At 54.7% G+C, this 25436-nt stretch carries 24 protein-coding genes and 2 tRNA genes; 17 read left to right on the top strand and 9 right to left on the bottom strand.

Going from position 1 to position 25436, the window contains the following annotated elements:
* Positions 1 to 52: 52 nt before the first annotated feature.
* Positions 53 to 1381, bottom strand: a complete 1329-nt coding sequence (gene argA, locus AC6I8T_RS16625; RefSeq protein WP_208723714.1) for an amino-acid N-acetyltransferase — start codon at positions 1379 to 1381, stop codon at positions 53 to 55.
* Between the two features lie 232 nt (positions 1382 to 1613).
* Between argA and amiC the strand changes: the two genes are divergently transcribed.
* The gene (amiC, locus tag AC6I8T_RS16620; RefSeq protein ID WP_021184560.1) at positions 1614 to 2858 is read left to right on the top strand and encodes an N-acetylmuramoyl-L-alanine amidase AmiC; all 1245 of its coding nucleotides are present in this window, start codon (positions 1614 to 1616) and stop codon (positions 2856 to 2858) included.
* A 74-nt stretch (positions 2859 to 2932) separates the two neighbouring features.
* Here amiC and AC6I8T_RS16615 read toward each other — a convergent pair.
* Both AC6I8T_RS16615 and AC6I8T_RS16610 read right to left on the bottom strand, forming a co-directional pair.
* Positions 2933 to 3009 (bottom strand) — tRNA-Met (locus tag AC6I8T_RS16615).
* A 53-nt stretch (positions 3010 to 3062) separates the two neighbouring features.
* Positions 3063 to 3139: transfer RNA gene (locus tag AC6I8T_RS16610), tRNA-Met, on the bottom strand.
* Positions 3140 to 3343: 204 nt separating this feature from the next.
* Here AC6I8T_RS16610 and mltA point away from each other — a divergent pair.
* The gene (gene mltA, locus AC6I8T_RS16605; protein ID WP_021184559.1) at positions 3344 to 4492 is read left to right on the top strand and encodes a murein transglycosylase A; all 1149 of its coding nucleotides are present in this window, start codon (positions 3344 to 3346) and stop codon (positions 4490 to 4492) included.
* Between the two features lie 47 nt (positions 4493 to 4539).
* Positions 4540 to 5343 carry a tRNA cyclic N6-threonylcarbamoyladenosine(37) synthase TcdA gene (tcdA, locus tag AC6I8T_RS16600; RefSeq protein ID WP_208723715.1) on the top strand — a complete coding sequence of 268 codons (804 nt, stop codon included), beginning with the start codon at positions 4540 to 4542 and terminating at the stop codon, positions 5341 to 5343.
* Here tcdA and csdE read toward each other — a convergent pair.
* The gene (csdE, locus tag AC6I8T_RS16595) at positions 5340 to 5786 is read right to left on the bottom strand and encodes a cysteine desulfurase sulfur acceptor subunit CsdE (protein ID WP_415173277.1); all 447 of its coding nucleotides are present in this window, start codon (positions 5784 to 5786) and stop codon (positions 5340 to 5342) included. The two genes, tcdA and csdE, sit on opposite strands and share 4 nt — an antisense overlap.
* Positions 5787 to 5790: 4 nt before the next feature.
* Complete coding sequence (csdA, locus tag AC6I8T_RS16590; protein WP_208723717.1) at positions 5791 to 6996, bottom strand: cysteine desulfurase CsdA; 1206 nt, start codon at positions 6994 to 6996, stop codon at positions 5791 to 5793.
* A gap of 212 nt (positions 6997 to 7208) precedes the next feature.
* Here csdA and AC6I8T_RS16585 point away from each other — a divergent pair, with 212 nt between their 5' ends.
* The 4 genes from AC6I8T_RS16585 to rlmM all read left to right on the top strand — a co-directional run bounded on the left by AC6I8T_RS16585 (position 7209) and on the right by rlmM (position 10225).
* Positions 7209 to 7433 carry a YgdI/YgdR family lipoprotein gene (locus tag AC6I8T_RS16585; protein WP_013510266.1) on the top strand — a complete coding sequence of 75 codons (225 nt, stop codon included), beginning with the start codon at positions 7209 to 7211 and terminating at the stop codon, positions 7431 to 7433.
* Between the two features lie 335 nt (positions 7434 to 7768).
* Entirely contained in the window at positions 7769 to 8686 is a 918-nt protein-coding gene (locus tag AC6I8T_RS16580; RefSeq protein ID WP_013510265.1) for a transcriptional regulator GcvA, read from the top strand.
* Between the two features lie 50 nt (positions 8687 to 8736).
* Entirely contained in the window at positions 8737 to 9132 is a 396-nt protein-coding gene (locus AC6I8T_RS16575) for a DUF423 domain-containing protein (protein ID WP_021184555.1), read from the top strand.
* On the top strand, positions 9125 to 10225 hold the full coding sequence (gene rlmM, locus AC6I8T_RS16570) for a 23S rRNA (cytidine(2498)-2'-O)-methyltransferase RlmM (RefSeq protein ID WP_021184554.1): 1101 nt from the start codon (positions 9125 to 9127) through the stop codon (positions 10223 to 10225). The genes AC6I8T_RS16575 and rlmM overlap by 8 nt, the downstream gene beginning before the upstream one ends.
* 80 nt (positions 10226 to 10305) lie before the next feature.
* On the opposite strand, the gene xni is transcribed toward rlmM, so the two are convergent.
* The 3 genes from xni to queF all read right to left on the bottom strand — a co-directional run bounded on the left by xni (position 10306) and on the right by queF (position 13496).
* Positions 10306 to 11064: a flap endonuclease Xni gene (gene xni / locus AC6I8T_RS16565; RefSeq protein ID WP_497834151.1), complete on the bottom strand. Its 759-nt coding sequence runs from the start codon at positions 11062 to 11064 to the stop codon at positions 10306 to 10308.
* A gap of 35 nt (positions 11065 to 11099) precedes the next feature.
* Positions 11100 to 12464 (bottom strand): nucleotide 5'-monophosphate nucleosidase PpnN, encoded by a 1365-nt coding sequence (gene ppnN / locus AC6I8T_RS16560; RefSeq protein WP_021184552.1) that lies wholly within the window; start codon positions 12462 to 12464, stop codon positions 11100 to 11102.
* A gap of 186 nt (positions 12465 to 12650) precedes the next feature.
* On the bottom strand, positions 12651 to 13496 hold the full coding sequence (gene queF, locus AC6I8T_RS16555) for an NADPH-dependent 7-cyano-7-deazaguanine reductase QueF (RefSeq protein ID WP_021184551.1): 846 nt from the start codon (positions 13494 to 13496) through the stop codon (positions 12651 to 12653).
* Between the two features lie 62 nt (positions 13497 to 13558).
* Between queF and syd the strand changes: the two genes are divergently transcribed.
* From syd to AC6I8T_RS16535, 4 genes are all read left to right on the top strand, one after another.
* Positions 13559 to 14107 (top strand): SecY-interacting protein, encoded by a 549-nt coding sequence (gene syd, locus AC6I8T_RS16550; RefSeq protein WP_208723721.1) that lies wholly within the window; start codon positions 13559 to 13561, stop codon positions 14105 to 14107.
* A gap of 589 nt (positions 14108 to 14696) precedes the next feature.
* Positions 14697 to 15026, top strand: coding sequence for a YqcC family protein (locus AC6I8T_RS16545; RefSeq protein ID WP_208723722.1), 330 nt, complete (start codon positions 14697 to 14699; stop codon positions 15024 to 15026).
* Positions 15026 to 15805, top strand: coding sequence for a tRNA pseudouridine(65) synthase TruC (gene truC, locus AC6I8T_RS16540; protein ID WP_021184549.1), 780 nt, complete (start codon positions 15026 to 15028; stop codon positions 15803 to 15805). Before AC6I8T_RS16545 ends, truC begins: the two co-directional genes overlap by 1 nt.
* 11 nt (positions 15806 to 15816) lie before the next feature.
* Positions 15817 to 16263 carry a flavodoxin gene (locus tag AC6I8T_RS16535; protein WP_208723723.1) on the top strand — a complete coding sequence of 149 codons (447 nt, stop codon included), beginning with the start codon at positions 15817 to 15819 and terminating at the stop codon, positions 16261 to 16263.
* Between the two features lie 78 nt (positions 16264 to 16341).
* Here AC6I8T_RS16535 and garD read toward each other — a convergent pair whose 3' ends face one another.
* On the bottom strand, positions 16342 to 17901 hold the full coding sequence (gene garD, locus AC6I8T_RS16530; RefSeq protein WP_021184547.1) for a galactarate dehydratase: 1560 nt from the start codon (positions 17899 to 17901) through the stop codon (positions 16342 to 16344).
* A gap of 511 nt (positions 17902 to 18412) precedes the next feature.
* Here garD and AC6I8T_RS16525 point away from each other — a divergent pair.
* The 6 genes from AC6I8T_RS16525 to AC6I8T_RS16500 all read left to right on the top strand — a co-directional run bounded on the left by AC6I8T_RS16525 (position 18413) and on the right by AC6I8T_RS16500 (position 25383).
* On the top strand, positions 18413 to 19759 hold the full coding sequence (locus tag AC6I8T_RS16525) for an MFS transporter (protein WP_497834150.1): 1347 nt from the start codon (positions 18413 to 18415) through the stop codon (positions 19757 to 19759).
* A 9-nt stretch (positions 19760 to 19768) separates the two neighbouring features.
* Positions 19769 to 21115 (top strand): enolase C-terminal domain-like protein, encoded by a 1347-nt coding sequence (locus tag AC6I8T_RS16520; RefSeq protein ID WP_208723724.1) that lies wholly within the window; start codon positions 19769 to 19771, stop codon positions 21113 to 21115.
* 10 nt (positions 21116 to 21125) lie between these two features.
* Complete coding sequence (gudD, locus tag AC6I8T_RS16515) at positions 21126 to 22457, top strand: glucarate dehydratase (RefSeq protein WP_497834149.1); 1332 nt, start codon at positions 21126 to 21128, stop codon at positions 22455 to 22457.
* A 26-nt stretch (positions 22458 to 22483) separates the two neighbouring features.
* Entirely contained in the window at positions 22484 to 23254 is a 771-nt protein-coding gene (gene garL / locus AC6I8T_RS16510) for a 2-dehydro-3-deoxyglucarate aldolase (protein WP_021184542.1), read from the top strand.
* 19 nt (positions 23255 to 23273) lie between these two features.
* Entirely contained in the window at positions 23274 to 24158 is an 885-nt protein-coding gene (gene garR / locus AC6I8T_RS16505) for a 2-hydroxy-3-oxopropionate reductase (RefSeq protein WP_021184541.1), read from the top strand.
* Positions 24159 to 24243: 85 nt separating this feature from the next.
* On the top strand, positions 24244 to 25383 hold the full coding sequence (locus AC6I8T_RS16500) for a glycerate kinase (RefSeq protein ID WP_208723725.1): 1140 nt from the start codon (positions 24244 to 24246) through the stop codon (positions 25381 to 25383).
* Positions 25384 to 25436: the final 53 nt, after the last annotated feature.

The raw sequence follows: 25436 nt of genomic DNA, 5'->3' as shown, positions 1-25436 counted from the left end.
CATCGCGCACGAAATCGCGCGATGAATCGCGCCGCTACGGCAGGCGGAACAGTTAGCGCAAATCTGCCATCAACACTTTAGAACGGCGCTGATAGTTGTACATCTTTTTCTTGCTCTCCGGCAGCGATTCAATGTCCACCGGTGTGAAACCGCGTTCCTGGAACCAATGAATGCTGCGGGTGGTGAGCACGAACAGCTTTTTCAGACCCATCTGCCGTGCCTGCAATGCCACACGTTGCAGCAGTGCTTCGCCGCGTGACGAGCTACGATAATCCGGATGAACGGCCACACAGGCCATCTCGCCAATTTGTTCGTCCGGGAACGGGTAGAGTGCCGCGCAGGCAATGGTCAGGTTATCGCGTTCGATGATGGTGAACTTGTCGATCTCCATTTCCAGTTGCTCGCGTGACCGACGTACCAGAATCCCTTGTTGTTCCAGCGGGCGAATCAGCTCCAGAATGCCACCAATATCATTGATGGTGGCACGACGAATCTGTTCGGCAGACTCCATGACAATCTGTGTGCCGATACCGTCACGCGAGAACAACTCCTGCAACAGCGCGCCATCTTCCTGATAGCTGATTAAATGGCTGCGACGCACGCCGCTGCGGCAGGCTTTGACTGCGCCACGCAGAAAACGCACCGTGCCAGAGAGGAAATCACCTTCCTTTTCCATTTCATCAATACGCGCCTGGGCGTCGTTCGGGAACAGTTCGGAAATGATATTGCCATCGCGGTTGGTCACGCCCTGTTCAGAACAGAAGCCGATCATTTTTTCCGCTTTCAGTTTGATCGCCAGTTGGGTAGCGACTTCTTCTGAAGTCAGGTTAAAACTCTCACCGGTAACGGAAACAGCAACCGGACCAAGCAGCACAATCGCCCCGTTATCCAGCTGACGATGGATTGCCTCTTCGTCGATACGACGAATGCGTCCACTGTGGCAGTAATCCACGCCATCATCGACGCCAAGAGGTTGGGCGATGATGAAGTTGCCGCTGACCACGTTAATATGCGCGCCCTGCAAAGGGGTGTTGTTCAGGCTCATCGACAGACGCGCGGTGATATCCAGCTGTAAACGACCTGCCGCCTGTTTCACCAGCTCCAGCGATTGCGCATCGGTAACACGCGTATGTTTATGATAAGTCGGCTCCAGTTGATGCTGTGCCATGCTGGCATCAATCTGCGGACGGGCGCCGTAAACCACCACCAGGCGGATGCCAAGGCTATGCAACAGACCGATGTCGTTAACGATGCTGGAGAAGTTATCATGCTCGATGGCCTCGCCACCCAGCATGATGACAAAGGTCTTGCCACGGTGGGCATTTATATAGGGAACGGTATGGCGAAAACCCTGAACCAGTTCAGTACTACGTTCCTTCACGGCAAACCCTCTGTGAATGGTTATTCGAAATTTTTGTATTTTTATGCTTTATTGCGCCGTAATGCAAGCGGCCAGCCTGACGTTACTTTACGAATTTTCTGATGCAACCTGTGCTAACAGCCTGCATTATCTGGCTTTTCCTGAGTGGGAAGGCACCAGGGACTGGCTAAAGTTTTCATCTTCTTTTACTCAACTGGCGATATTTTAGACATTACGCAGTAGCTGGAGAGGCATGTTTGACGTAAATCCTTTTTTTTCACGCCGACGATTATTGCAGGGAGCGGGCGCGCTATGGTTGCTGAGCGTGACGCGCAGCGGGCTGGCGGCCAGCCAGCATATTGTGGCCGTGCGCATCTGGCCTTCGTCGACGTACTCGCGCGTTACGCTGGAATCCAATGTTCCCCTGCAATACAAACAATTCACGCTGAGTCATCCCGACCGTCTGGTTATCGACATCAACAATCTGCATATCAATCCGGTGCTGAAAGGCGTCGATAAACTGGTGCGCGTTGATGATCCCTATATCAAAACAGCCCGCGTGGGGCAGTTCGATCCGAATACGGTGCGTATTGTACTGGAACTGAAGCGCAGCGTGGCACCACGCAGCTTCACCCTCGATCCGGTTGCGGGGATTAAGCACCGGTTGGTGGTCGATCTTTATCCCAGCCAGCGTCAGCCGGAAGAGGATCCCTTACTGGCGTTACTCCAGGATTACAATCAGGGAGATCTGGATCGCGATCAACCTGCGCAGGCCCCGTTACCGGGTAAAGCCGGACGGGACCGCCCGATTATCATCATGATCGATCCAGGGCATGGCGGGGAAGATCCGGGCGCACATGGCAAATACAAAACGCGTGAAAAAGATATTGTGTTGAAGATGGGGCGTTATCTGAAGGCGCTGATCGACAAACAACCCAATATGAAAGCCTATATGACGCGCAACGAAGATGTATTTATCCCGTTGCGTGTCCGGGTGGCAAAAGCGCGCAAGCAGCGTGCGGATTTGTTTGTGTCAATTCACGCCGATGCCTTTACCAGCCGCGCGGCGCGCGGTTCGTCGGTGTTTGCGCTTTCCACCAGCGGCGCAACCTCTGCCGCGGCACGCTTTCTGGCACAAACCCAGAATGAATCAGACTTGATTGGTGGCGTCAGCATGAGCGGCGACCGTTATCTCGACCACACCATGTTCGACATGGTGCAGCGGCAGACCATCCATGACAGCCTGAAGTTTGGTAAAGAGGTGTTGTCGCGCATGGGGCACATCAACCATTTGCATAAACGTACGGTGGATCAGGCCGGTTTTGCGGTGTTAAAAGCGCCTGATATCCCGTCGATTCTGGTAGAGACGGCGTTTATCAGTAATGTGGAAGAAGAAAGGAAGCTACGTACAGCGCGTTACCAGCATCAGGTAGCGGAAGCTATTCTGCATGGCATCAAAGCGTATTTCGAGAAGGGGGCGGTGCTGGCGCATCGCTGATGGTTGTGGCAAGGATGCCGCGATTCTCCAGACGATAAAAACAAAAAAACACCCGTTAAGGTGCTTATTTGTATTGGTTGCGGGGGCCGGATTTGAACCGACGACCTTCGGGTTATGAGCCCGACGAGCTACCAGGCTGCTCCACCCCGCGTCCGTCTGTCGCTGTTCGACTTTTCACATTGTCTCTCTTCATCTAAGAAGAGTTGGTTGCGGGGGCCGGATTTGAACCGACGACCTTCGGGTTATGAGCCCGACGAGCTACCAGGCTGCTCCACCCCGCGTCCGTGGATGCGCACTATACTCCGCACGCGCCGCGATGCAACCCCTTTTTGACAGAAAGCACAAAATTTACAGCCAGTTGGTGAATAAAACCTCCAATAGGTTATTTATTGTACGTATATCAAGGTCGCACTGGGTGGCGGATTTCATTCTGTCGGCCCCTTTGCTATCGTCGCCATGCAAACTATCGATAAAAAGAGAAGGTCATGAAAGCAAATCGTGTGAAGTATGCACTTACTGGCGCATTTCTCGCGCTGTTGGCGGGTTGTAGCTCCAAACCTACGGATCGTGGCCAGCAATATATAGATGGCAAGTTGGATCAGCCGCTGGGCCTGGTGAACCAGCCGAATGCGAAAGGGCGTCCGGTCAATGGCCGGGACTTTGGCGATCAGGTTCGTCAGATTCAGTCTGCGTCCTCCGGGTTGTATGGCCGCAACACCGGTACCTACAGCGCGATTGAAAACTGGCTGATGTCAGGCGGTGATACCCGTCAGTTGCGTCAATTCGGCCTTAACGCTTATCAGATGGAAGGGACGGATAACTACGGCAACGTGCAGTTCACCGGTTACTACACCCCGGTGGTCGAAGCACGTTATACCCGTCAGGGCGAATTCCAGTACCCGATTTATCGTATGCCGCCTCGCCGCAGTGGGCAAAAATTACCCAGCCGCGCTTCTATCTATAGCGGTGGCCTCGATGACCGTTATGTTATTGCTTACAGCAACTCGCTGATCGACAACTTTATGATGGATGTTCAGGGCAGCGGCTATGTCGACTTCGGCGATGGGCGGCCACTGCGCTTCTTTGGTTACGGCGGTAAAAACGGCTGGGCTTACCATAGCATTGGGAAGGAGCTGATCGATCGTGGTGAAGTGAAACGCGAAGATATGTCGATGCAGGCGATTCGTCAGTGGGCGCAGACACATTCACCAGAAGAGGTGCGTGCACTGCTGGAAACCAACCAATCTTTCGTGTTCTTCAAACCGGAAGAGTATGTACCGGTACGTGGTGCCAGCGCCGTGCCGCTGATAGCCAAGGCTTCGGTGGCCTCTGACCGTTCGCTGATCCCTGCCGGGACGGCGCTGCTGGCGGAAGTGCCGCAGTTAAACGAGAAGGGCAAGTTTAACGGTAAGTATGAAATGCGTCTGATGGTGGCGCTGGATGTCGGTGGTGCGATTAAAGGCCAGCATTTTGACATCTATCAGGGCGTCGGCCCGGATGCCGCTCATTTGGCTGGTTTCTACAACCATTATGGTCGTGTCTGGGTGCTTAAAGCGGCACCGGGAGCCGGTCAACCGCTGTTCAGCACCGCACAAAGCGGCAATAATGGTTCGTTGTTGTTAGGTTCCAATTAAATTTTCCTCTGCGGGCGTTATCGCCCGCACGATCAGTAAGGTTTGTTATGACAGTGGTTAGCGACGCCTGGCGGCAACGCTTTGGCGGCACGGCGCGTCTGTATGGGCAGGATGCGTTGCAGCGTTTTGCCGACGCCCATTTTTGCGTGATTGGCATTGGCGGTGTGGGTTCCTGGGCGGCAGAGGCACTGGCGCGTACTGGGATCGGTAAAATCACCCTGATTGATATGGACGATGTCTGTATCACCAATACTAACCGGCAGATTCATGCGTTGCAGGGCAAAGTGGGCCAGGCAAAAACTGAGGTGATGGCGGAGCGTATCCGCGCGATTAACCCGGAATGTGAGGTCATCTGTATCGATGATTTCATCACGCCGGAAAACAGCGCAGAACTGCTGCCGGTCGGCTTCGATTATGTGATCGATGCGATCGATAGCGTACGGCCCAAAGCGGCGCTGATTGCCTGGTGTCGGCGCAACAAGATTCCGTTGATCACCACCGGTGGTGCCGGTGGACAGATTGATCCGACGCAGATCCAGGTAAGCGATCTGGCGAAGACCATTCAGGATCCGCTGGCGGCGAAACTCCGTGAGCGTTTGAAAAACGATTTTGGTGTGAAGAAGAACAGCAAAGGTAAGCTGGGCATCGATTGCGTGTTTTCGACGGAGGCACTGGTCTATCCGCAACCAGACGGCAGCGTCTGTGCATCCCGCAGCACCGCAGAAGGTCCGAAGCGGATGGATTGCGCCGCCGGATTTGGCGCGGCGACGATGGTGACCGCGACCTTTGGTTTTATCGCGGTTTCACACGCGTTGAAGAAATTCCTCGCGCGAGCAGCGCGGCAACATTAAATATGCTGGCGTGCGGCACGTTGCACTGCGTCGGCCAGTGCCTGCAATCCGCTGCTGCGAGAGGCGCTGAGCTGAGCGCGAAGGCCAAGCGTATCAAACAGCGCCAGTGGGTCCTGTTGCAGCAGGGCGGCTGGCGTTTTCCCTTCGACCGCGGTGAGTAGCACCGCCAGCAAGCCACGCACGATGCGACCTTCACTGTCGCCATAGAAATGTAAGGTGCCATTGCTTTGTAGCTGGCTACTCAGCCAGACGCGATTCTCACAGCCAGTCAGTTCGATTTCAGCGGATTTTAAATCCTCCGGTAAAGCAGGCAACTGACGACTCAACTGAATCAACTGACGATAACGGTCTTCCCACTGATGAAAATGGCTGAATTTCTCCGTCAGGCTGGCCTCGGTAATCAGATCACCAAACGGGTGCGGGGCGAGAAGGGCTGTGCTCATTGTATTATTCACTCAGTAAATCCACGGCGCTATGCATGGCGCGCACCAGCGCGTCCACGTCCTGCAAGTTATTATAGGGGGCGAACGAGACACGCAGCGTGCCGCTGACACCCAGTGCCGCCATCAGGGGCTGGGCGCAATGTTGACCGGCGCGCAACGCGATGCCATGTTCTGCCAGCAGTGTGACGATATCGCTATGATGGATACCCGCGATATCGAACGCCAGCAGGCTGCTGCTGCCGCAGCGGAAACTGCGGAAACCGGGCAGGGCGCTCAGCTGTTCTTCGGCGAGGCTTGCCAGTTGCTGGCTCCACATCTCCATCTTTTCCGCGTTGTGCTGGCTGAGCCACCGCAGCGCAGCGCTTAAGCCAATCACCCCTGCCACATTCGGTGTACCCGCCTCAAAACGCCACGGCACCGGTTGTGGGGTGAAACCGCTGAAATCCACCTGCGTCAACATTTTGCCGCCACCTTGCCAGGGGGACATGGCTTCGAGTAATTCCGCCTTGCCATACAGCACGCCAATACCCATCGGCCCGTACAACTTATGGCCGGAGAACGCATAAAAATCGATATCTTCAGCCTGCACATCCGGTGCGCAATGCACCACACCCTGTGCGCCATCGACCATCACTTTGGCACCCACGGCATGTGCCAGCTGAATCGCCTGCGCCAGGTCCGGGCAACCACCGGTGACATTCGACATCTGACCGATAGCCAGCAGACGGGTACGTGAGTTCAGTAAGTGAGGCAACTGCTGAATATCGGGCAGGCGATTGGCCCCCAGCGGCCATTTCACCACTTTTGCGCCTTTTGCTTGCGCCACCATCAACCAGGGCACCAGATTGGCGTGGTGCTCCGCCTCACTCACCACAATTTCATCGCCAGGTTGCAGACGCGGAGCCAGCCAGCTGTTTGCCACCAGGTTGATGGCTTCAGTGGTCCCACGCGTCCAGATAATTTGTCGGTCATCGGCAGCATTCAGCCAGCGTGCGACCAGGCCGCGTGCCTGTTCATATTGTTCTGTCAAGGCACGCGCGGCGGCAAACTGGCTGCGATGTACCGTCCCGGCGCTCAGGGAATAGAATTGTTGCGTGGCCTCAATCACCGCCAGCGGTTTCAGGGCGGTGGCGGCGCTGTCGAGATAGACACCAGCATCAGCCAGCGCGGGGAATTGCTGGCGAAAAGCGGTGGGCGTAAAAATGGTCATATCCGGCCTGTTGTGATGAGTTTTTAGGACCAGACTGAAAGTCGGTCTGTAACCTGGCAAAGCTGGGAAAGTGCGTTATGCTAATTATTGCAAGGTTTAAACCAAAACCCGCATTAGAAATCGACCTTTACCAGTCGATTTCACTTTTTCAGCTGCCTCTGGTCAGCGTCTCGCGGGTGGTTTGATGCAATCAATCTGCAAGGAGATAGAAAATGAAAAAACTCGCCGCAGTGCTGGCCGTGTGTACCATGGCCTTTACCCTGGCTGCCTGTTCCAGCAACTACGTGATGCATACCAATGATGGCCGCACCATTGTTGCTTCTGGCAAACCTAAAGTAGACGATGATACCGGTATGATCAGCTATAAAGATGCCAATGGCAACCAGCAGCAGATTAACCGCTCAGATGTCAAAGAGATGGTTGAGATGGGGCAGTAATCGACAGATAAAAAAAAGCACCGCAATTTGCGGTGCTATGTAAATCACTTTGGACAGACAGGGTAAATCTACAGGAATTAAAAGCTTGATCTGCAATCGTCAGATCAAAATGCAAACACAACATCACGACCAAAAGCCAAAAGCTCTCCAAAAGTCTGCGAACTAACGCACATTTCCAGAAATCTTTTCGTTCCGGCTTAGGAAGTGCGGCAACTATAGGTATTTGCTGGAGCTTCCTCAACGGACAATTTATAATGTCTCGGATTAAAAAAACTAATACCGTATGACTTGTTATAAGTTGCAGTATTACTCTGTTGATCCGGATACGGAAAACCATGTCAAAACGCCTTCCCCCGCTGAATGCTTTACGCGTCTTTGATGCTGCGGCACGCCATTTAAGCTTTACCAAAGCTGCTGAGGAGCTGTTTGTTACCCAGGCAGCTGTCAGCCATCAGATTAAATCTCTGGAAGATTTTCTCGGTCTTAAGCTATTTCGCCGGAGGAATCGTTCGCTTTTGCTGACGGAAGAAGGGCAAAGCTACTATCTGGATATCAAGGAAATTTTCTCCGCGCTAAACGATGCGACGCGTAAACTACAGGCACGCAGCGCCAAAGGGGCGCTGACGGTTAGCCTGCTGCCGAGCTTTGCCATTCAGTGGCTGGTGCCACGTCTTTCCAGCTTTAATACAGCTTATCCGGGTATTGATGTTCGCATCCAGGCCGTTGACCGCGATGAAGAGAAACTGGCGGATGATGTGGATGTGGCGATTTTCTATGGTCGTGGCAACTGGCCGGGGTTACGCGTGGAGAAACTCTACGCGGAATATCTGTTGCCGGTTTGTTCACCGTTATTGCTGACCGGGGACCATCCTCTGAAGTCACCGGCTGATCTGGCGCACTTCACTCTGCTGCACGATGCCTCACGCCGTGACTGGCAATCCTATATCCGCCAGCTAGGCTTGCAGCACATTAACGTGCAGCAGGGACCGATTTTCAGTCACAGCGCGATGGTGTTGCAGGCGGCGATTCACGGTCAGGGCGTGGCGCTGGCGAATAATGTGATGGCGCAGAGCGAAATTGAAGCGGGTCGTCTGGTCTGTCCTTTTAATGACGTATTGGTCAGTAAAAATGCTTTTTATCTGGTTTGTCATGACAGTCAGGCAGAACTGGGTAAAATAGCCGCCTTTCGACAGTGGATCCTGGCCAAAGCCGCAACCGAACAAGAGAAATTTCGTTTTCGTTACGATCACTAACGCGTTGATTGTTGCACAGTGACGTGCGTATTCACTCTGAGGATTGTTTGATGTCCAGTCGTGCGATGTTTATTTTTGCAGCCATTAGCGGTTTCACGCTGGTGGCTTTTGGTGCTTTTGGTGCCCATGTGTTGAGTAAATCCCTTGGCCCAGCTGAGATGGCGTGGATTCATACCGGCCTTGAGTATCAGGCCTATCATACGCTGGCGATTATCGGTCTTGCATCGGCGATGTTGCGCCGTGCCAATATCTGGTTTTACTGGAGCAGCGCGGCGTTAGCCTTGGGCACCGTGTTGTTCAGCGGCAGCCTCTATTGCCTGGCGCTGTCGCATCTGAAGTTTTGGGTATTTGTAACGCCAGTCGGTGGCTTTGGCTTCCTGATTGGCTGGTTTTTGATGTTGATTGGCGCACTGCGTCTGAAACGAAAGGCAGAACGCCATGAATAAAGTTTTACTCTATTGCCGTCCCGGCTTTGAGAAAGAGTGTGCGGCAGAGATCAGTGCGAAAGCGGCTGAGCGTGAGATCTATGGTTTCCCGCGCGTAAAAGATGATGCCGGTTATGTGTTATTTGAGTGCTACCAACAGGAAGATGCAGAAAAACTGATCAGCCAGTTGCCGTTTGCTGAACTGATTTTTGCCCGCCAGATGGTGGTGGTGGGTGAGTTGCTGCGTGATTTGCCGCCAGAAGATCGTATTTCACCGATTGTCGGTATGCTGACGGGCGTGGTGGAGAAGGGCGGTGAATTGCGTGTTGAAGTGCCGGACACGAATGAAGCCAAAGAGCTGACCAAATTCTGCCGCAAATTTACCGTGCCGCTGCGTGCCAGCCTGCGTGAAAATAAAATTCTGCTCAACTACGAAAGCCCGAAGCGTCCAGTGGTGCATGTGTTCTTTATTGCGCCCGGCACCTGTTATGTCGGCTACTCATTGCCGCAGAATAACTCGCCGTTCTATATGGGCATTCCGCGTCTGAAGTTCCCGGCCGATGCGCCGAGCCGTTCCACTTTAAAACTGGAAGAGGCGTTTCACGTCTTTATCCCGGCTGACGAATGGGATGAACGTTTGGGCAGTGGGATGTGGGCGGTTGACCTGGGGGCATGCCCCGGCGGCTGGACTTATCAGTTGGTGAAACGCAGCATGATGGTGTATGCGGTTGATAATGGCCCGATGGCTCCGAGCCTGATGGATACCGGGCAGGTTACGCATTGCCGTGAAGATGGTTTCCGTTTCCGCCCACCGCGTAACAACATCAGTTGGCTGGTGTGCGACATGGTGGAAAAACCAGTGCGCGTTGCCAGCCTGATGAGCGAATGGCTGGTCAATGGTTGGTGCCGCGAGGCGATCTTTAACCTCAAGCTGCCGATGAAAAAGCGCTACGAAGAGGTGACGCAAAATCTGGCAATGATCGATGCCACCCTGAAAGAGCATGGTATCAATGCGCAGATTCAGGCGCGTCAGCTCTATCATGATCGCGAAGAAGTGACGGTGCATGTGCGCCGTATCTGGGCCGCCGTCGGTGGTCGCCGCGACGAACGCTAATTTTGCTATATACGTAGCGGCGCGATTATCGCGCTGATGTTGAAAGTCGCGCCGCTACGAATTCGTGTTAATGAGCAACATTATTGGTGGTTATACCGCAGCGTATTCAGATTGCCCTGCAATACCAGGTCCCGCTTCAATGTCGAGACCTGGCGGCAAATCTCCGCCATATCACGCTGTGCCTGCAATTTCCCCTGCCACTTTGTTGGCACTTGATCCCACTGCTGGTAAATCGCTTCCAGCGAACCAAATTGCGCAATCAGTTCCCGCGCACTTTTCGGGCCGATGCCCGCCACACCGGGAATCTTGCTGCTGCTGATGCCACACAATCCCCAGTAATCCGCCAATTGACCGGGTGTGACGCCGAACTCTTGTTCGATAAAGGGGACGTCCAGCCAGCGTTTCTGGAAGTAATCGCGAATGCGGATATTCGGGGCCAGCAGTTGGCAATAACCTTTGTCTGTCGAAACGATGGTTGCCTGATGTCCGGCATAAGCCATTTTGACCGCCAGTGTGGCGGCCAGATCATCGGCTTCGTCCAAATCGGCGATCCAGCAACTGACCCCTGCCGCCTGAAACGCTTGTTGGATGGCAGGCATTTCCGACTGCAAATCATCCGGCATCGGTGGACGGCCCGCCTTGTAATCCGGCAATAACGTATGACGCCAGCCAGGCTGGCGTGTGGCACTATCAAACACCGCAACCACATGTGTCGGGCGGGTATGGCCCAACAACTGATGTAATGCTGCCACGCAGGCATCGCGGCATGGTGAGCCCTGAACGGCATGTAAACGACGGATCAGGTTCAGGGCATCAACAATAAGAAGATGGAAAGACATGATGATAGCGGCAGCCCGCAGGCTGCCTTCCTGAGTTATTTGATGATTTCGTAGCAGGGGATATACGCGGTGCCCGGCAGTTTCATGCGGTGTTGGGCGACGAAGCCCTGTAGCAGTTCATCCATGCGGTGCATGATGTCCTGATCGCCATGAAGTTTGTACGGACCTTTTTCGCGGATCTCGCGAATACCCACTTCTTTCACGTTACCGGCGACAATGCCAGAGAAGGCTCGACGCAGGTCTGCCGCCAGTTTTTCTGCGGGTTGATTGGTATACAGGTTCAGGTTAGCCATATTTTCGTGGGTAGGCAGGAACGGCAGTTGCAGGTCCGGCACGATACGAATTGACCAGTTAAAGCTGTATGCATCACCGGTTTCACGACGATACTCTTTCACCTGCGGCATTGCGTGCTTCATCAGGCGGGCCACTTCGGCAGCATCATCAATAATAATTTTGTAATGTTTGCGCGCACTTTCGCCCAGCGTGCTGACAATAAAATCATCCAGAACGCGGAAGTAATCAGCGCTCTCCTGCGGGCCGGTCAGAATCAACGGCAGTACCTGATCGCTATTCTGCGGGTTCATCAGAATGCCAAGCAGATACAGCAATTCTTCCGCGGTGCCAACGCCACCAGGGAAGATCACGATGCCGTGGGCAATACGCACGAAGGCTTCGAGACGTTTTTCGATATCCGGCATGATAATCAATTCATTGACCAGCGGGTTCGGTGGTTCAGCGGCAATGATTGAAGGCTCAGTCAGGCCAATAAAACGACTGTCGCGATAGCGTTGCTGTGCATGACCCACTGCGGCACCTTTCATCGGCGCTTCCATCACCCCCGGACCACAGCCGGTACAGATATTGAGTTCGCGCAGGCCAAGTTGTGTGCCGACGTTACGACAATACTGATATTCCACAGCGTTAATCGAGTGACCACCCCAGCACACCACGGTATTGGGATACTCACCGACGTGCAGCGCACGGGCGTTACGCAGGATAGAAAAGACCAGGTTGGTGATATGTGCCGAGTCTTCAGCATCCAGATTCTGAAAGCGTTCGGCAGCGGAAAGCTGGCCATTCACAAACAGAATGTCGCGCAGTACGGCAAACAGGTTCGCCTGTAATGAGCGGATAATCCGGCCATCGACAAAGGCTTCTTCCGGTGGGTTGATCAGTTCAAGTTTAACGCCACGCTCACGGCGTAATACGTTGATATCAAAGCTTTCAAAGCGGGAAAGCAGTTCATGACTACTGTCGGTCTGACTACCAGAATTGAGCACCGCGAGTGAACAGTTGCGAAACAGTTGGTACAGGTCGCTGCTGGCGGTGCGTTTCAGCATATCGACTTCCAACTGGGAGAGCAGATCCATCGAGCCAAGAGGGCTAATATGAGTAATCAAGAGAACTCCTTTACACGCAAGCGCGTGACTGATGACGCTGTGCTTAACTTCCTGAGCACAGTGACGAATATCCCTGGTCGCGCACGGTTAGCCGCCCGCGCCTTGGACAGAGTAGCCTTGTCTGCGGTCAATGCTCAAGTGGAACCGCGCATCCGTGCCGCGGCCTGCGAGGTATCTCGCAATCTGTTACTGGCGAACCAGGCGGGAAAATCCCGGTGAGAAGGGCACATTGCTACGCCACGGGTTGATATCCAGCCCACCACGGCGGGTGTAACGGGCATAGACCGTCAGCGCTTCCGGTTGGCAAAAGCGTTGAATGTCATTGAAAATGCGCTCAACGCACTGTTCATGAAACTCATTGTGCTGACGGAAAGACACCAGATAACGTAGCAGTGCTTCACGATCGATCCGTGGGCCTTTATAGCGAATCATCACCGAACCCCAGTCAGGCTGGTGGGTGATGAGACAGTTAGATTTCAGAACATGGCTGACCAGCGTTTCTTCAATAATGTCGTGGCCAGCGGCCTGCGCCAGGTGATCGGCATTAAACGCATAGTCGTGAATCTCAATGTCCTGTTCATCGATCAGTTCACCGGTAAAATGACCGATCGGTTGGCCTTCGATTTCACCGAGGCGGAACAGCGCCACGCTAACTTCACCTTCAGCACAGGCGCTGAGATCACGCTCCAGCGTTTGGCGAACTTCCCCCCAGTCGGCGAAAATCGTCTGATTAAAACTGTTAAGATAGAGCTTGAAACTCTTGGACTCGATAAGATTGCGGCTCGCAGCGTTGAGTACCACTTCGCCTACCGCCACCTGTGGTACGCCTTTGCTGTTAAGCCAGGAGAGTTCGTACAGCGTCCAGATATCTGCGCCGTGAAAAGGCAGGTTGTCGGGAAACAGCCCCAGCGGTTCGCGATTGAGACTGCGTGGCACAGCCTGTAACAGCGAACGGTCGTAATGATCGACATACGCCGTGGGTTTACCCAAGGTCAGGCCGCTTAATACCTGATCCTGTTGTTCAGTAGACATAACGGTTACCACTAAAATCCATCAAAGTGGCTAAGTGTAACCTATCAGAAGCGAGAAGATGAATGATGCAGCAAACCGTGGATGCTCTGCGCGATTTTACCGCCCGATATTGTGACGAATGGCAGCAGCGCACCGGGCATTTACCTGCAAGCAGTGAACTGTTTGGCGTACCTTCCCCTTGTATACAGAGCACGGTGAATGGTCGTGTGTTGTGGCAGCCACAGCCTTTTACCTTGCCTGCCACGCTGGCTGCGGTTGAGCGCGCACTGGAGATTGAGCTTCGGCCCGAAATCACCGCGTTTTACACCACTCAGTTTGCCGGTGATATGACCGCCCGTTTTCAGCAGCAGGATATGACCTTGCTACAGGTATGGAGTGAGGACGACTTCACGCGGCTACAGGAGAATTTGATTGGTCATCTGGTCATGAAGCGTCGCCTGAAGCAAAGCCCCACTTTATTTATCGCCACCACTGATTCCGAACAGGATGTCATCTCCCTGTGCAATCTTACCGGTGAAGTTATTCTTGAGCATCCTGGTAGCAAAAAGCGCGAAGTATTATCCCCAGAAATTAAGATGTTTCTTAATAACTTACAACCAGTTAGCGAGTAAATTGCAGACATTGGCCTGTATCTGTGTAAGAGATCTCTCACGTAGCGTGTGAGAGATCGGCAAATTGTACTGAAGAATTCAGGAAGCCAGGCTTGTAAAAATATTGTGAATCATGAGTTTATGGCAGCAGTCCGAAAATAATTCGATAACTGACTGATGTAACGGCTTTTAGTACCTTGTTTACGCGATAGTTTCTGCCAGAATAGTCACCACTGGCAGGAAGCCACGGATTAAGCGATGTTCAGGAGAATGTCAGCCAGGGGGCTGGAGCGTAACGGAGTTTACGGCACACGGAAGGCTTCATGATGAAGCAGGACACTCAGGAGTGAGTCAGGGACACCTCCAGGACGGAGAATGAGAGCCACGCGGGATGTGGCGGGCCAGGATGCTAAGGACCAATGTCAGGATGACAAGCGAAGGACAGCACAGGAAAAGTTGTCACGGATGAGCAGGGAGCACAGCGGTGGCGGGATTGCTGCAAACGAACCGGGAGCACTGTAATTACAGTGCTCCCCTTTTTTTATGCGTTTTTTGAGCATCGCCCGACAAGTGATATGCTTGCCGCCCGATTTTTCTCTGGAGGTGGCGCATGTCGTCGCAACAACTTATTTTGCAGCGGCTACAGCAGGTCGAAGCGGTGATGCGCGAGCACGACCACTGGCAGACGCAATCCCCCGATGCGGCAGCGTTTGCCAGTACCCAGCCCTTTTGCCTTGATACGCTAGCACCTCTTGAGTGGTTACAGTGGGTGTTGATCCCGCGTATGCAGGCGCTGATTGACGCCGGTGCACCCTTGCCGCAAAACTTCGCCGTAGCGCATTATTATGAAATGGCGCTTCCTCCCGGCACGCCGGGCCATCCCATGCTGTTGCTGACCTTACGCCAGCTTGATGCCTTATTTTCGGAACCCACAGCCTGATGTTGGAAATTATTTATCAGGACGAGTGGCTGGTCGCGGTCAATAAACCTGCGGGTTGGCTGGTGCACCGAAGCTGGCTCGACCGCAAAGAAAAAGTGGTGGTGATGCAGACTGTGCGCGATCAGATCGGTCAGCACGTCTTTACCGCACACCGGCTCGATCGCCCCACTTCCGGCGTATTGTTGATGGGACTGTCGAGCGAGGTTGGCCGGCTGCTGGCTCAACAATTTGAGCAACATCAAATCCGCAAAACCTACCATGCCGTGCTGCGTGGCTGGCTGACGGAAAGCGGCACGCTGGATTATCCGTTGGTCGAGGAACTCGACAAAATCGCCGATAAATTCGCCACCGAACCGCGTGGCCCGCAACCGGCCGTCACCGACTTTCAGATGCTGGCCCACACCGAGATGCCTGTGGCGATTGGCCGCTATGCCAGCGCGCGTTACAGTCTGGTGGAGATGCAACCGCGCACCGGGCGTAAGCATCAGCTGCGACGCCATATGGCGCATCTGCGCCATCCCATTATTGGTGATACCACGCACGGCGATCTGCGCCAGAATCGTGGTGCGGCAGCAAATTTTGGTCTTGATCGCCTGATGTTGCATGCCAGTGCGCTGAGTCTGAATCATCCGGTGACAGGGGAGCCGTTGGTGATTCGTGCCGGGTTGGATGCCGTCTGGCAGCAGATGCTGCATCAGTTTGGCTGGCAGGATCAGATCCCTGATGTTCCCAGGGTTGAGTTTGCCGATGAGGCAGTCCAGGATAAGCCAACAGAATAAGGAGCGGCTTGATGGCAAAGATTGGCATTTTTGTAGGTACGGTTTACGGCAATGCGTTGTTGGTTGCGGAAGAGGCGGAGCCGGTGTTGCAGGCGCAGGGTCATGAAGTGAAAGTCTTTGAAGACCCATCGCTGGCGCAGTGGCAGGATTATCAGCAGGATGTGGTGTTGATTATCACCTCCACCACTGGACAAGGCGATTTTCCCGATAGTATCGCCGGGCTGTACCATGCGGTGAAAGATCAACTGGGCTATCAACCTGACTTGCGTTACGGCGTAATTGCGCTGGGCGACAGCAGCTACGATAACTTTTGCGGCGCGGGTAAAACCTTTGATGCGCTGTTGCAGGAGCAGAGCGCCAAACGTGTCGGTGACCTGTTAACGGTAGATGCGACAGAAGATCCGGAGCCGGAATCCGTGACGACACCCTGGGTGGAAAACTGGGGTAAATTGTTGTAATTCCGTAGCGGCGCGATTTATCGCCAAAAATCCGCGCGATAAATCGCGCCGCTACGTGTTAATGCGTACCAGATTTTATCAGGTCACGGGTGCCGGATTGAACACCGCCAACTGATTGCGAATGCCCCAGCGATCTGACCATGTCTGCTTACGTGCGCTGGCAATATCCAGAATCAGTTCAAACAACCGCCAACCCACCTGCTCGATACTCTCCTCGCCGGTGGCGATGGTGCCCGCATTGATGTCCATCAGATCATGCCAGCGTTCAGCCAGTGCGCTGCGCGTAGCCATCTTGATCACCGGAATTGCCGCCAGACCATACGGCGTACCGCGACCGGTGGTAAATACCTGCAACGTAATGCCGGATGCCATCTGCTGTGTACCGCAGACAAAATCGCTGGCGGGGGTCGCCGCATAGATCAAACCGCGCCTGGTAGGTCGCTGTCCTGGAGACAGCACTTCAACGATCGGGCTGCGGCCTGATTTGGCAATCGATCCCAGCGCTTTTTCTACCACATTTGCCAGGCCGCCTTTTTTGTTGCCGGGCGAGGGGTTGGCGCTCCGGTCGGTTTGACCGAGGCTGAGGTAGTCGTCATACCATGCCATCTCTTCCAGCAGACGTTTGCCGGTCGCCTCATCGACCACGCGCGGCGTCAGCAGATGGATTGCATCGCGCACTTCAGTCACTTCAGAAAACATCACTGTCGCGCCGCAACGTACCAGCAAATCAGAAGCAAAACCCACCGCCGGGTTAGCGGTGACACCGGAAAACGCATCGCTGCCGCCACATTGCATGCCGATGACTAACTCAGAAGCCGGGCAGGTTTCGCGCTTGCGTTGATTCAGTCGCTTCAGGTGGCGCTCAGCGACCTGCAAAATCTCATCCACCATCGCGCCGAAGCCGACCAGACGCTCATCCTGCAAACGCACAATGTCGTTATCGTCCAGCGAAATGGCCTGTACATCGGGCGTGCCGGTGAGCAGGCGTTCCGGCTGTAATTTCTCGCAACCGAGGCTAACCACCATCACTTCGCCGCCAAAATTGGGGTTCAGCGCCAGGTTATGAATGGTGCGAATCGGTACCACTGCCGCCGGCGCGTTGATCGCCACACCACAACCATACAGGTGATTCAGCGCCACTACGCCATCAACATTGGGATAACGCGGCAACAGATCCCGCTCGATAATTTTCACCACGTAATCCACCACGCCCGCGACACAATGCACGCTGGTGGTGATGCCGAGAAGATTACGGGTTCCCACGCTGCCATCGGCATTGCGGTAGCCTTCGAAGGTATAACCCTCAAGTGGCGGTAAATCCGGTGGGACATTATTCGCCAGCGGCAGGCTGGCGAGAGGGGGCGCTTCGGGCAGCGCCACCAGCGACTCTTCAATCCAGCTGCCCTGAGCAATCGGACGTAGCGCATAGCCGATCACTTCGCCGTAGCGCACAATCGCGCCCTGCTCAGGAATATCAGCCAGCGCGACTTTGTGGCCCTGCGGCACATGCTCAGTCAGTTGCAGCCCATCGTCAAAGCGGGTGCCCGCAGGCAGCCCCTGGTTATTCACCACGATGGCGACGTTATCGCTATCGTGCACTTTAATATAAAGCGGTTTCTCGCTTAGAGGTCGGTTCATTGCTCACCTTCCATTCTGCCGCGCTGTACATGGCAACGCGGTGTCATTGATTACTTCCGTCACGCCATCTTTTTTTTGCCAGCCTTAGTATATGCAGGGGTATTACCCAATACATTGTGCAACTGACTGGCTTTTAGCGGTTTTATTGCGTCAGTTTGAGACGTTTCACCAAACACAAGTGAAGGGACTCACAAAGCGTCATAAGGCTGTACGTTAATTAACCATTGTTGGGTTGATTTTGATGGTTCCGTGAGCCATGCCGCAGCGTTATGTGCAAACGCCATAAAATATGTATCCAGGTGATGAAATCATCGGGCTTTCTTCCAGTGTTTCGCTCTCCGCCTGTTCCTATACTGGCTCTCGTTATCCAACGTTAGGTTATTCGTCACGACGCATCATCGTATTGCCAATATAAAAATCGCCGTGTTTAACCAAACATCATTCTGATACCCAACGCGATGTGTATGCAGTCAGAGTGAATGTAGCTACCGCTATATTTCAGGAGTGCATCATGAATAGTTTTAGCCAGACAGCGGAAGCGGTGCAAAAGCGCACCAACGCCCGTTACTGGATTGTGGTGATGTTGTTTATCGTCACCTCTTTCAACTACGGGGACCGTGCAACGATTTCGATTGCCGGTTCTGCTATGTCCAAGGATATCGGCCTTGACTCGGTCGGTTTAGGATATATTTTCTCAGCATTCTCATGGGCTTATGTTATCGGCCAAATACCCGGCGGTTGGCTGCTCGACCGCTTCGGCTCCAAACGCGTTTACTTCTGGAGCATCTTCACCTGGTCGCTGTTTACCTTCCTGCAAGGATTCGTCGACCTGTTCAGCGGCTTCGGCATTGTGGCTTCGTTGTTTATGTTGCGCTTCCTCGTGGGGCTGGCTGAAGCACCGTCGTTCCCTGGTAACAGCCGTATCGTTGCTGCCTGGTTCCCTGCGCAAGAGCGCGGCACTGCCGTGGCTATCTTTAACTCCGCCCAATACTTCGCCACGGTAATTTTCGCGCCGATTATGGGCTGGCTGACGGCGGAAGTGGGCTGGGCGCATGTGTTCTGGTTTATGGGGGGACTGGGCATCATCATCAGCTTCGTTTGGCTGAAAGTCATCCACGATCCCAATGACCATCCTGGCGTTAATAAAGCCGAGTTGGAATATATGGAGCAGGGTGGTGCGCTGATCAATATGGATGCTAAAAAGGCCGAGCATAAGGTCAGCTGGAGTGAAAAGTTTTATCAAATCAAACAACTGCTGACCTCCCGCATGATGCTGGGTATTTACCTCGGTCAATACTGTGTAAACGCCTTAACCTACTTCTTTATTACCTGGTTCCCGGTTTATCTGGTGCAGGCGCGTGGCATGTCAATTCTGAAAGCAGGGATTGTCGCTTCAGTACCAGCGATATGCGGCTTCCTTGGTGGCGTATTGGGCGGGGTGATCTCCGATTACCTGATGCGTAAAACCGGTTCTTTGAACATTGCGCGTAAAACCCCGATTGTGGTCGGCATGCTGATGTCCATCAGTATGGTGATGTGTAACTACACCCAAACTGAGTGGGTGGTGGTGTTCTTTATGGCACTGGCGTTCTTTGGTAAAGGCATCGGGGCGCTGGGCTGGGCAGTGATGGCGGATACTGCGCCGAAAGAGATCAGCGGCCTGAGCGGCGGTCTGTTCAACATGTTCGGTAACTTCTCCGGCATCGTCACCCCGATCGCCATTGGCTACATCATTGCCACCAGCGGTTCTTTTGAAGGTGCGCTGATTTATGTCGGTATCCACGCCTTCGTCGCAGCGTTCAGCTTCCTGGTGATTGCCGGGGACATCAAACGTGTCGAATTGAAACATCGGGCATAAGGACAGAGCATGAATACGCAAAGTACCCCGGTTATCACCGATATGCAGGTGATTCCGGTTGCCGGTTACGACAGCATGCTGCTCAACATCGGCGGCGCACACAGCGCTTGTTTTACCCGCAACATTGTGGTGCTGACCGATAGCGCCGGGCATACCGGTGTCGGTGAAGCGCCGGGTGGCGAAACCATTTATCAGACGTTGGTGGATGCGATTCCGCAGGTGAAAGGCCAGCAGGTGGCGCGTATGAATCGCCTGGTGCAGCAGGTGCACAAAGGCAACCAGTCGGCGGATTTCGATACCTTCGGCAAAGGTGCGTGGACGTTTGAACTGCGCGTCAACGCGGTGGCTGCGCTGGAAGCCGCGCTGCTGGATTTGCTTGGTCAGTGCCTGGGGGTTCCGGTGGCGGAGCTGCTTGGCCCGGGTCAACAGCGTGATGAAGTCGTGGTCCTCGGTTATCTGTTCTACATTGGTGATCGACGTAAAACCGATCTGCCGTATCTGGGCGGCGAAGCTGCCAGCCATGACTGGTATCACCTGCGCCATCAGGAAGCATTAACGCCGGACGCGGTAGTGCGTCTGGCGGAGGCAGCGCAGGACAAATACGGTTTCAAAGATTTCAAACTGAAAGGCGGCGTGCTGCCGGGTGAGCAGGAAATTGCTTCTGCGGTGGCGTTGAAAAAACGTTTCCCGGATGCGCGTATCACCGTCGATCCCAACGGGGCTTGGTTGCTTGATGAGGCCATCAGCCTGTGTAAAGGCATGGGGGATGTCCTGACCTATGCGGAAGACCCTTGTGGGGCTGAGCAAGGCTACTCTGGTCGCGAAGTGATGGCGGAGTTCCGTCGCGCCACCGGCCTGCCGGTGGCCACCAACATGATCGCCACCAACTGGCGTGAAATGAACCATGCGGTGATGTTGAATGCTGTCGATATCCCGTTGGCTGACCCGCATTTCTGGACGCTGAGTGGCGCGGTGCGCGTGGCGCAGTTGTGTGACGATTGGGGCCTGACCTGGGGTTGCCACTCCAACAACCATTTCGACATTTCGCTGGCGATGTTCACCCATGTTGGCGCGGCCGTACCCGGTAAACCCACCGCCATTGATACCCACTGGATCTGGCAGGAAGGCGACCAGCGTCTGACCAAAGAGCCGCTGCAAATCCGCAACGGCAAAATCGCCGTACCGGACAAACCCGGCCTCGGCATTGAACTGGACTGGGATCGTCTGCAACAAGCCAATGCGCTGTACAAATCTCTGCCGGCAGGCGCGCGCAACGACGCCACGGCGATGCAATATCTGGTTCCCGGTTGGTCGTTCGACCGTAAGCGTCCGGCCTTCGGTCGCAGCAAAGTTTAAGGAGCAGGAAATGAGTCAGACACCGAAAATTACATCCATGCAGGTCATCCCGGTGGCCGGTTATGACAGCATGTTGCTCAACCTGAGCGGCGCACATGCCCCTTTCTTCACCCGTAACATCGTCATCATTAAAGACAATGCGGGCCATACCGGAGTTGGGGAGATTCCGGGCGGCGAGAAGATTCGTCAGACGTTGGAAGATGCGGCAGCGCTGGTAGTACATAAAACCGTTGGCGAGTACAAAAACATTCTTAACCTGGTGCGCAGTACCTTTGCCGACCGTGATGCTGGCGGGCGTGGCACCCAGACGTTTGACCTGCGCACCACCATCCATGTGGTGACCGGGATTGAAGCGGCTCTGCTCGATCTGCTCGGCCAGCATCTGGGCGTCAATGTGGCGTCGTTGCTGGGTGATGGTCAGCAACGCGACCGGGTAGAAATGCTGGGTTATCTGTTCTACGTCGGCGATCGCAAGAAAACCTCGCTGCCGTACCAGAGCCAGGAAAATGACAAATGCGACTGGTATCGCCTGCGCCATGAAGAAACGCTGACGCCGGATACCGTGGTGCGTCTCGCGGAAGCGGCGTATGAAAAATACGGCTTCAATGATTTCAAACTGAAAGGGGGTGTGCTGCGTGGTGGTGAAGAGGCCGAGGCGGTTACCGCACTGGCGAAGCGTTTCCCACAGGCGCGCGTCACCCTCGATCCGAACGGTGCCTGGTCGCTGAATGAAGCGATCCTGCTGGGGAAACAGCTGAAGGGCGTGTTGGCCTATGCTGAAGACCCGTGTGGGGCTGAACAGGGCTATTCCGGACGCGAGGTGATGGCGGAATTCCGTCGTGCCACCGGGCTGCCTACCGCCACCAATATGATCGCCACCGACTGGCGTCAGATGGGCCACACCCTGTCACTGCAATCCGTCGATATCCCGCTGGCCGATCCTCACTTCTGGACCATGCAAGGCTCGGTGCGCGTGGCGCAAATGTGCCACGACTTTGGCCTGACCTGGGGCTCGCACTCCAACAACCATTTCGATGTGTCGCTGGCGATGTTTACGCATGTCGCGGCGGCGGCGCCGGGCGCGATTACCGCCATCGATACCCATTGGATTTGGCAGGAAGGTAACCAACGCCTGACCAAAGAACCGTTCCAGATCAAAGGCGGCATGGTTCAGGTGCCGCAGAAACCAGGTCTGGGTGTTGAGCTGGATATGGATCAGGTGATGCAGGCCAATGCGCTGTATCAGAAACACGGGCTGGGCGCGCGCGATGACGCTCAGGCGATGCAATTCCTTGTGCCCAACTGGACTTTTGATAACAAACGTCCGTGCCTGGTGCGCTAATTTTTTCCGTTACAGGAGTCAAGATAATGAGCAATACAGCCTGGCCGAATGCGTTTCGTCGCCGTTTGCTGGCAGGAGAAACCCTGATTGGTAGCTGGTGTGCGCTGGCCAACCCAATCACCACCGAAGTCCTGGGGCTGGCGGGTTTTGACTGGCTGGTGCTGGATGGCGAACACGCGCCGAATGACATCACCACTTTTATTCCGCAACTGATGGCGCTGAAAGGCAGCCACAGCGCACCGGTGGTTCGTCCACCCTGCAACGAACCGATCATCATCAAGCGTCTGTTGGATATCGGTTTCTATAACTTCCTGATTCCGTTTGTTGAGACGGCGGAAGAAGCAACGCGCGCCGTCGCCTCCACCCGCTATCCGGGAGCCGGTATTCGCGGTGTGTCGGTATCGCACCGTAGCAACATGTACGGCACGCTGCCGGATTACAACGCCACCATCAACGACAACATCACGGTGCTGGTGCAGATCGAATCCCAGTTGGCGGTGGACAACATTGACGCCATTGCTGCGGTGGAAGGTGTGGATGGCATTTTCGTGGGACCGGGCGATCTCTCTGCTGCGCTGGGTTATCTCGGCCAGCCTGCTCATCCGGAAGTACTGAAAGTCATTAAATACATTTTTGAACGCGCCAAAGCGGCGGGTAAGCCGAGCGGCATTCTGGCTCCGGTAGAAGCCGACGCCCGTCGTTATCTGGAATGGGGAGCCAGTTTTGTTGCCGTTGGCAGCGATCTGGGTGTTTTCCGCAACGCCACACAGGCGCTGTGCGACAAATTTAAGAAGTAACTGACCAAGGGGCAACGTAATGAAAATTGGATTTATCGGCCTGGGCATCATGGGCAAACCGATGAGTAAAAACCTGCTGAAAGCGGGCTATTCGCTGGTGGTACGTGACAACAACGCAGCAAGTGAAGCCGAGCTGGTTGAGCTGGGGGCTACAGTCGCGAAAAGCGCGAAAGAGGTGGCGCAGCTGGTAGATGTGGTGATCACCATGGTGCCAAACTCACCGCAGGTGAAAGAAGTGTGTCTGGGCGAGAACGGCATCATTGATGGTGCGAAACCCGGCCTGATCGTGATTGATATGAGCTCCATTGCGCCACTGGCCAGCCGTGAAGTCCACGACGCACTGGCAGTGAAAGGCATCAAGATGCTGGATGCGCCGGTCAGCGGCGGTGAGCCGAAAGCAATTGAAGGCACGCTGTCGGTGATGGTTGGCGGCGATAAAGCGGTGTTTGATCAGTGCTACGACATCATGAAAGCGATGGCGGGTTCGGTGGTCCACACCGGTGATATCGGTGCGGGCAACGTTACCAAGCTGGCAAACCAGGTGATTGTGGCGCTGAATATTGCCGCAATGTCTGAAGCGCTGTCGCTGGCGACCAAAGCGGGTGTAAACCCGGAACTGGTCTATCAGGCGATTCGTGGTGGTCTGGCAGGCAGCACGGTGCTGGATGCCAAAGCGCCGATGGTGCTGGACCGCAACTTCAAGCCGGGCTTCCGCATCGATCTGCACATCAAGGATCTGGCTAATGCGCTGGACACCTCGCATGGCGTGGGTGCGCAATTGCCGCTGACCGCTGCGGTGATGGAGATGATGCAGGCGCTGAAGGCCGACGGTCTGGGTACCGCCGACCACAGTGCGCTGGCCTGCTATTATGAAAAATTAGCGAAAGTTGAGATTACCCGGTAGCTCGCGCGTCCGGTATCGCTGATACCGGACAGCCAGGTTGCCTTAGCAGGACGGATTTCCGTCATCAACCGCGCTCGGATTGCCTATGAAAATCGTTATCGCACCGGATTCGTATAAAGAGAGTTTATCCGCCCTGGAAGTGGCTTCAGCGATAGAAGCGGGATTCCGCGACATCTTCCCTGAAGCTGACTACGTAAAAATACCGGTCGCCGACGGTGGTGAAGGCACGGTAGAAGCGATGGTGGCGGCAACGCAGGGAAGCATTGTCAGGCTGACGGTCACCGGACCGCTGGGTGAGCCTGTTGATGCGTTTTACGGTTTGTCGGGTGATGCCCGCACCGCGTTTATCGAAATGGCGGCGGCCAGCGGCCTGGAACTGGTGCCAACCTCACATCGTGACCCACTGATTACCACCTCCTTTGGTACTGGCGAACTGATCAAGAACGCGCTGGATCGTGGGGTGGGACATATCATCATTGGTATTGGCGGTAGCGCCACCAACGATGGCGGCTCGGGCATGATGCAGGCGCTTGGCGCGCGTTTGCTGGATCAGCAGGGCAACGAGATTGCCTACGGCGGCGGGGCCTTGCCACAGTTAGCCCGCATTGAAATCGCTGGCCTCGATGCGCGCATTCGGCAGTGTCGTTTCGAAGTCGCATGTGATGTGACCAATCCGCTCACCGGAGAACAAGGGGCTTCGGCGGTGTTTGGCCCGCAGAAGGGGGCGACACCTGAGCTGGTACAGCAATTGGATCGGGCGTTGGCGCATTACGCCGATATTATTCATCGCGACCTGGATATTGATGTACTGCATATTGCGGGGGGCGGTGCGGCAGGCGGCATGGGTGCGGCGCTGCATGCGTTTTGCCAGGCTGACCTGCGTCGCGGTATCGAGATTGTTACCGAAGCGCTGGGCCTTGCCGAGCAGGTGCATGATGCCGATCTGGTGATTACCGGTGAAGGTCGCATCGACAGCCAGACCATCAACGGCAAAGTGCCGATTGGTGTGGCGCAGGTGGCAAAACGATTTAATAAGCCGGTCATCGGCATTGCGGGCAGTTTGACGGCCGATGTGGGCGTAGTACATGAACATGGGCTGGATGCCGTGTTCAGCGTGTTGTTTGGTATCTGCTCGCTGGAAGAAGCGCTGACGAATGCCGCGCAGAATGTGCGTCTGACGGCTCGTAACGTGGCGGCAACGATTAAGGTTGGCAACAGCCTGTAGCGGCGCCATTTATCGCGCCGGTTTTTCCCGTATCGCGCATGAAATTGCGTGAT

This window comes from Pantoea sp. X-Soil-OKNW-556 (genome assembly GCF_059730695.1).
This window is presented reverse-complemented; position numbering and strand designations above follow the sequence as displayed.

Bases quoted from the DNA above. Each gene is read 5' to 3' on its own strand.
- amiC (WP_021184560.1), top strand. From the start codon at position 1,614: ATGTTTGACGTAAATCCTTTTTTTTCACGCCGACGATTATTGCAGGGA.
- mltA (WP_021184559.1), top strand. From the start codon at position 3,344: ATGAAAGCAAATCGTGTGAAGTATGCACTTACTGGCGCATTTCTCGCG.
- tcdA (WP_208723715.1), top strand. From the start codon at position 4,540: ATGACAGTGGTTAGCGACGCCTGGCGGCAACGCTTTGGCGGCACGGCG.
- csdE (WP_415173277.1), bottom strand. From the start codon at position 5,786: ATGAGCACAGCCCTTCTCGCCCCGCACCCGTTTGGTGATCTGATTACC.
- csdA (WP_208723717.1), bottom strand. From the start codon at position 6,996: ATGACCATTTTTACGCCCACCGCTTTTCGCCAGCAATTCCCCGCGCTG.
- AC6I8T_RS16585 (WP_013510266.1), top strand. From the start codon at position 7,209: ATGAAAAAACTCGCCGCAGTGCTGGCCGTGTGTACCATGGCCTTTACC.
- AC6I8T_RS16580 (WP_013510265.1), top strand. From the start codon at position 7,769: ATGTCAAAACGCCTTCCCCCGCTGAATGCTTTACGCGTCTTTGATGCT.
- AC6I8T_RS16575 (WP_021184555.1), top strand. From the start codon at position 8,737: ATGTCCAGTCGTGCGATGTTTATTTTTGCAGCCATTAGCGGTTTCACG.
- rlmM (WP_021184554.1), top strand. From the start codon at position 9,125: ATGAATAAAGTTTTACTCTATTGCCGTCCCGGCTTTGAGAAAGAGTGT.
- xni (WP_497834151.1), bottom strand. From the start codon at position 11,064: ATGTCTTTCCATCTTCTTATTGTTGATGCCCTGAACCTGATCCGTCGT.
- queF (WP_021184551.1), bottom strand. From the start codon at position 13,496: ATGTCTACTGAACAACAGGATCAGGTATTAAGCGGCCTGACCTTGGGT.
- syd (WP_208723721.1), top strand. From the start codon at position 13,559: ATGATGCAGCAAACCGTGGATGCTCTGCGCGATTTTACCGCCCGATAT.
- AC6I8T_RS16545 (WP_208723722.1), top strand. From the start codon at position 14,697: ATGTCGTCGCAACAACTTATTTTGCAGCGGCTACAGCAGGTCGAAGCG.
- truC (WP_021184549.1), top strand. From the start codon at position 15,026: ATGTTGGAAATTATTTATCAGGACGAGTGGCTGGTCGCGGTCAATAAA.
- AC6I8T_RS16535 (WP_208723723.1), top strand. From the start codon at position 15,817: ATGGCAAAGATTGGCATTTTTGTAGGTACGGTTTACGGCAATGCGTTG.
- garD (WP_021184547.1), bottom strand. From the start codon at position 17,901: ATGAACCGACCTCTAAGCGAGAAACCGCTTTATATTAAAGTGCACGAT.
- AC6I8T_RS16525 (WP_497834150.1), top strand. From the start codon at position 18,413: ATGAATAGTTTTAGCCAGACAGCGGAAGCGGTGCAAAAGCGCACCAAC.
- AC6I8T_RS16520 (WP_208723724.1), top strand. From the start codon at position 19,769: ATGAATACGCAAAGTACCCCGGTTATCACCGATATGCAGGTGATTCCG.
- gudD (WP_497834149.1), top strand. From the start codon at position 21,126: ATGAGTCAGACACCGAAAATTACATCCATGCAGGTCATCCCGGTGGCC.
- garL (WP_021184542.1), top strand. From the start codon at position 22,484: ATGAGCAATACAGCCTGGCCGAATGCGTTTCGTCGCCGTTTGCTGGCA.
- garR (WP_021184541.1), top strand. From the start codon at position 23,274: ATGAAAATTGGATTTATCGGCCTGGGCATCATGGGCAAACCGATGAGT.
- AC6I8T_RS16500 (WP_208723725.1), top strand. From the start codon at position 24,244: ATGAAAATCGTTATCGCACCGGATTCGTATAAAGAGAGTTTATCCGCC.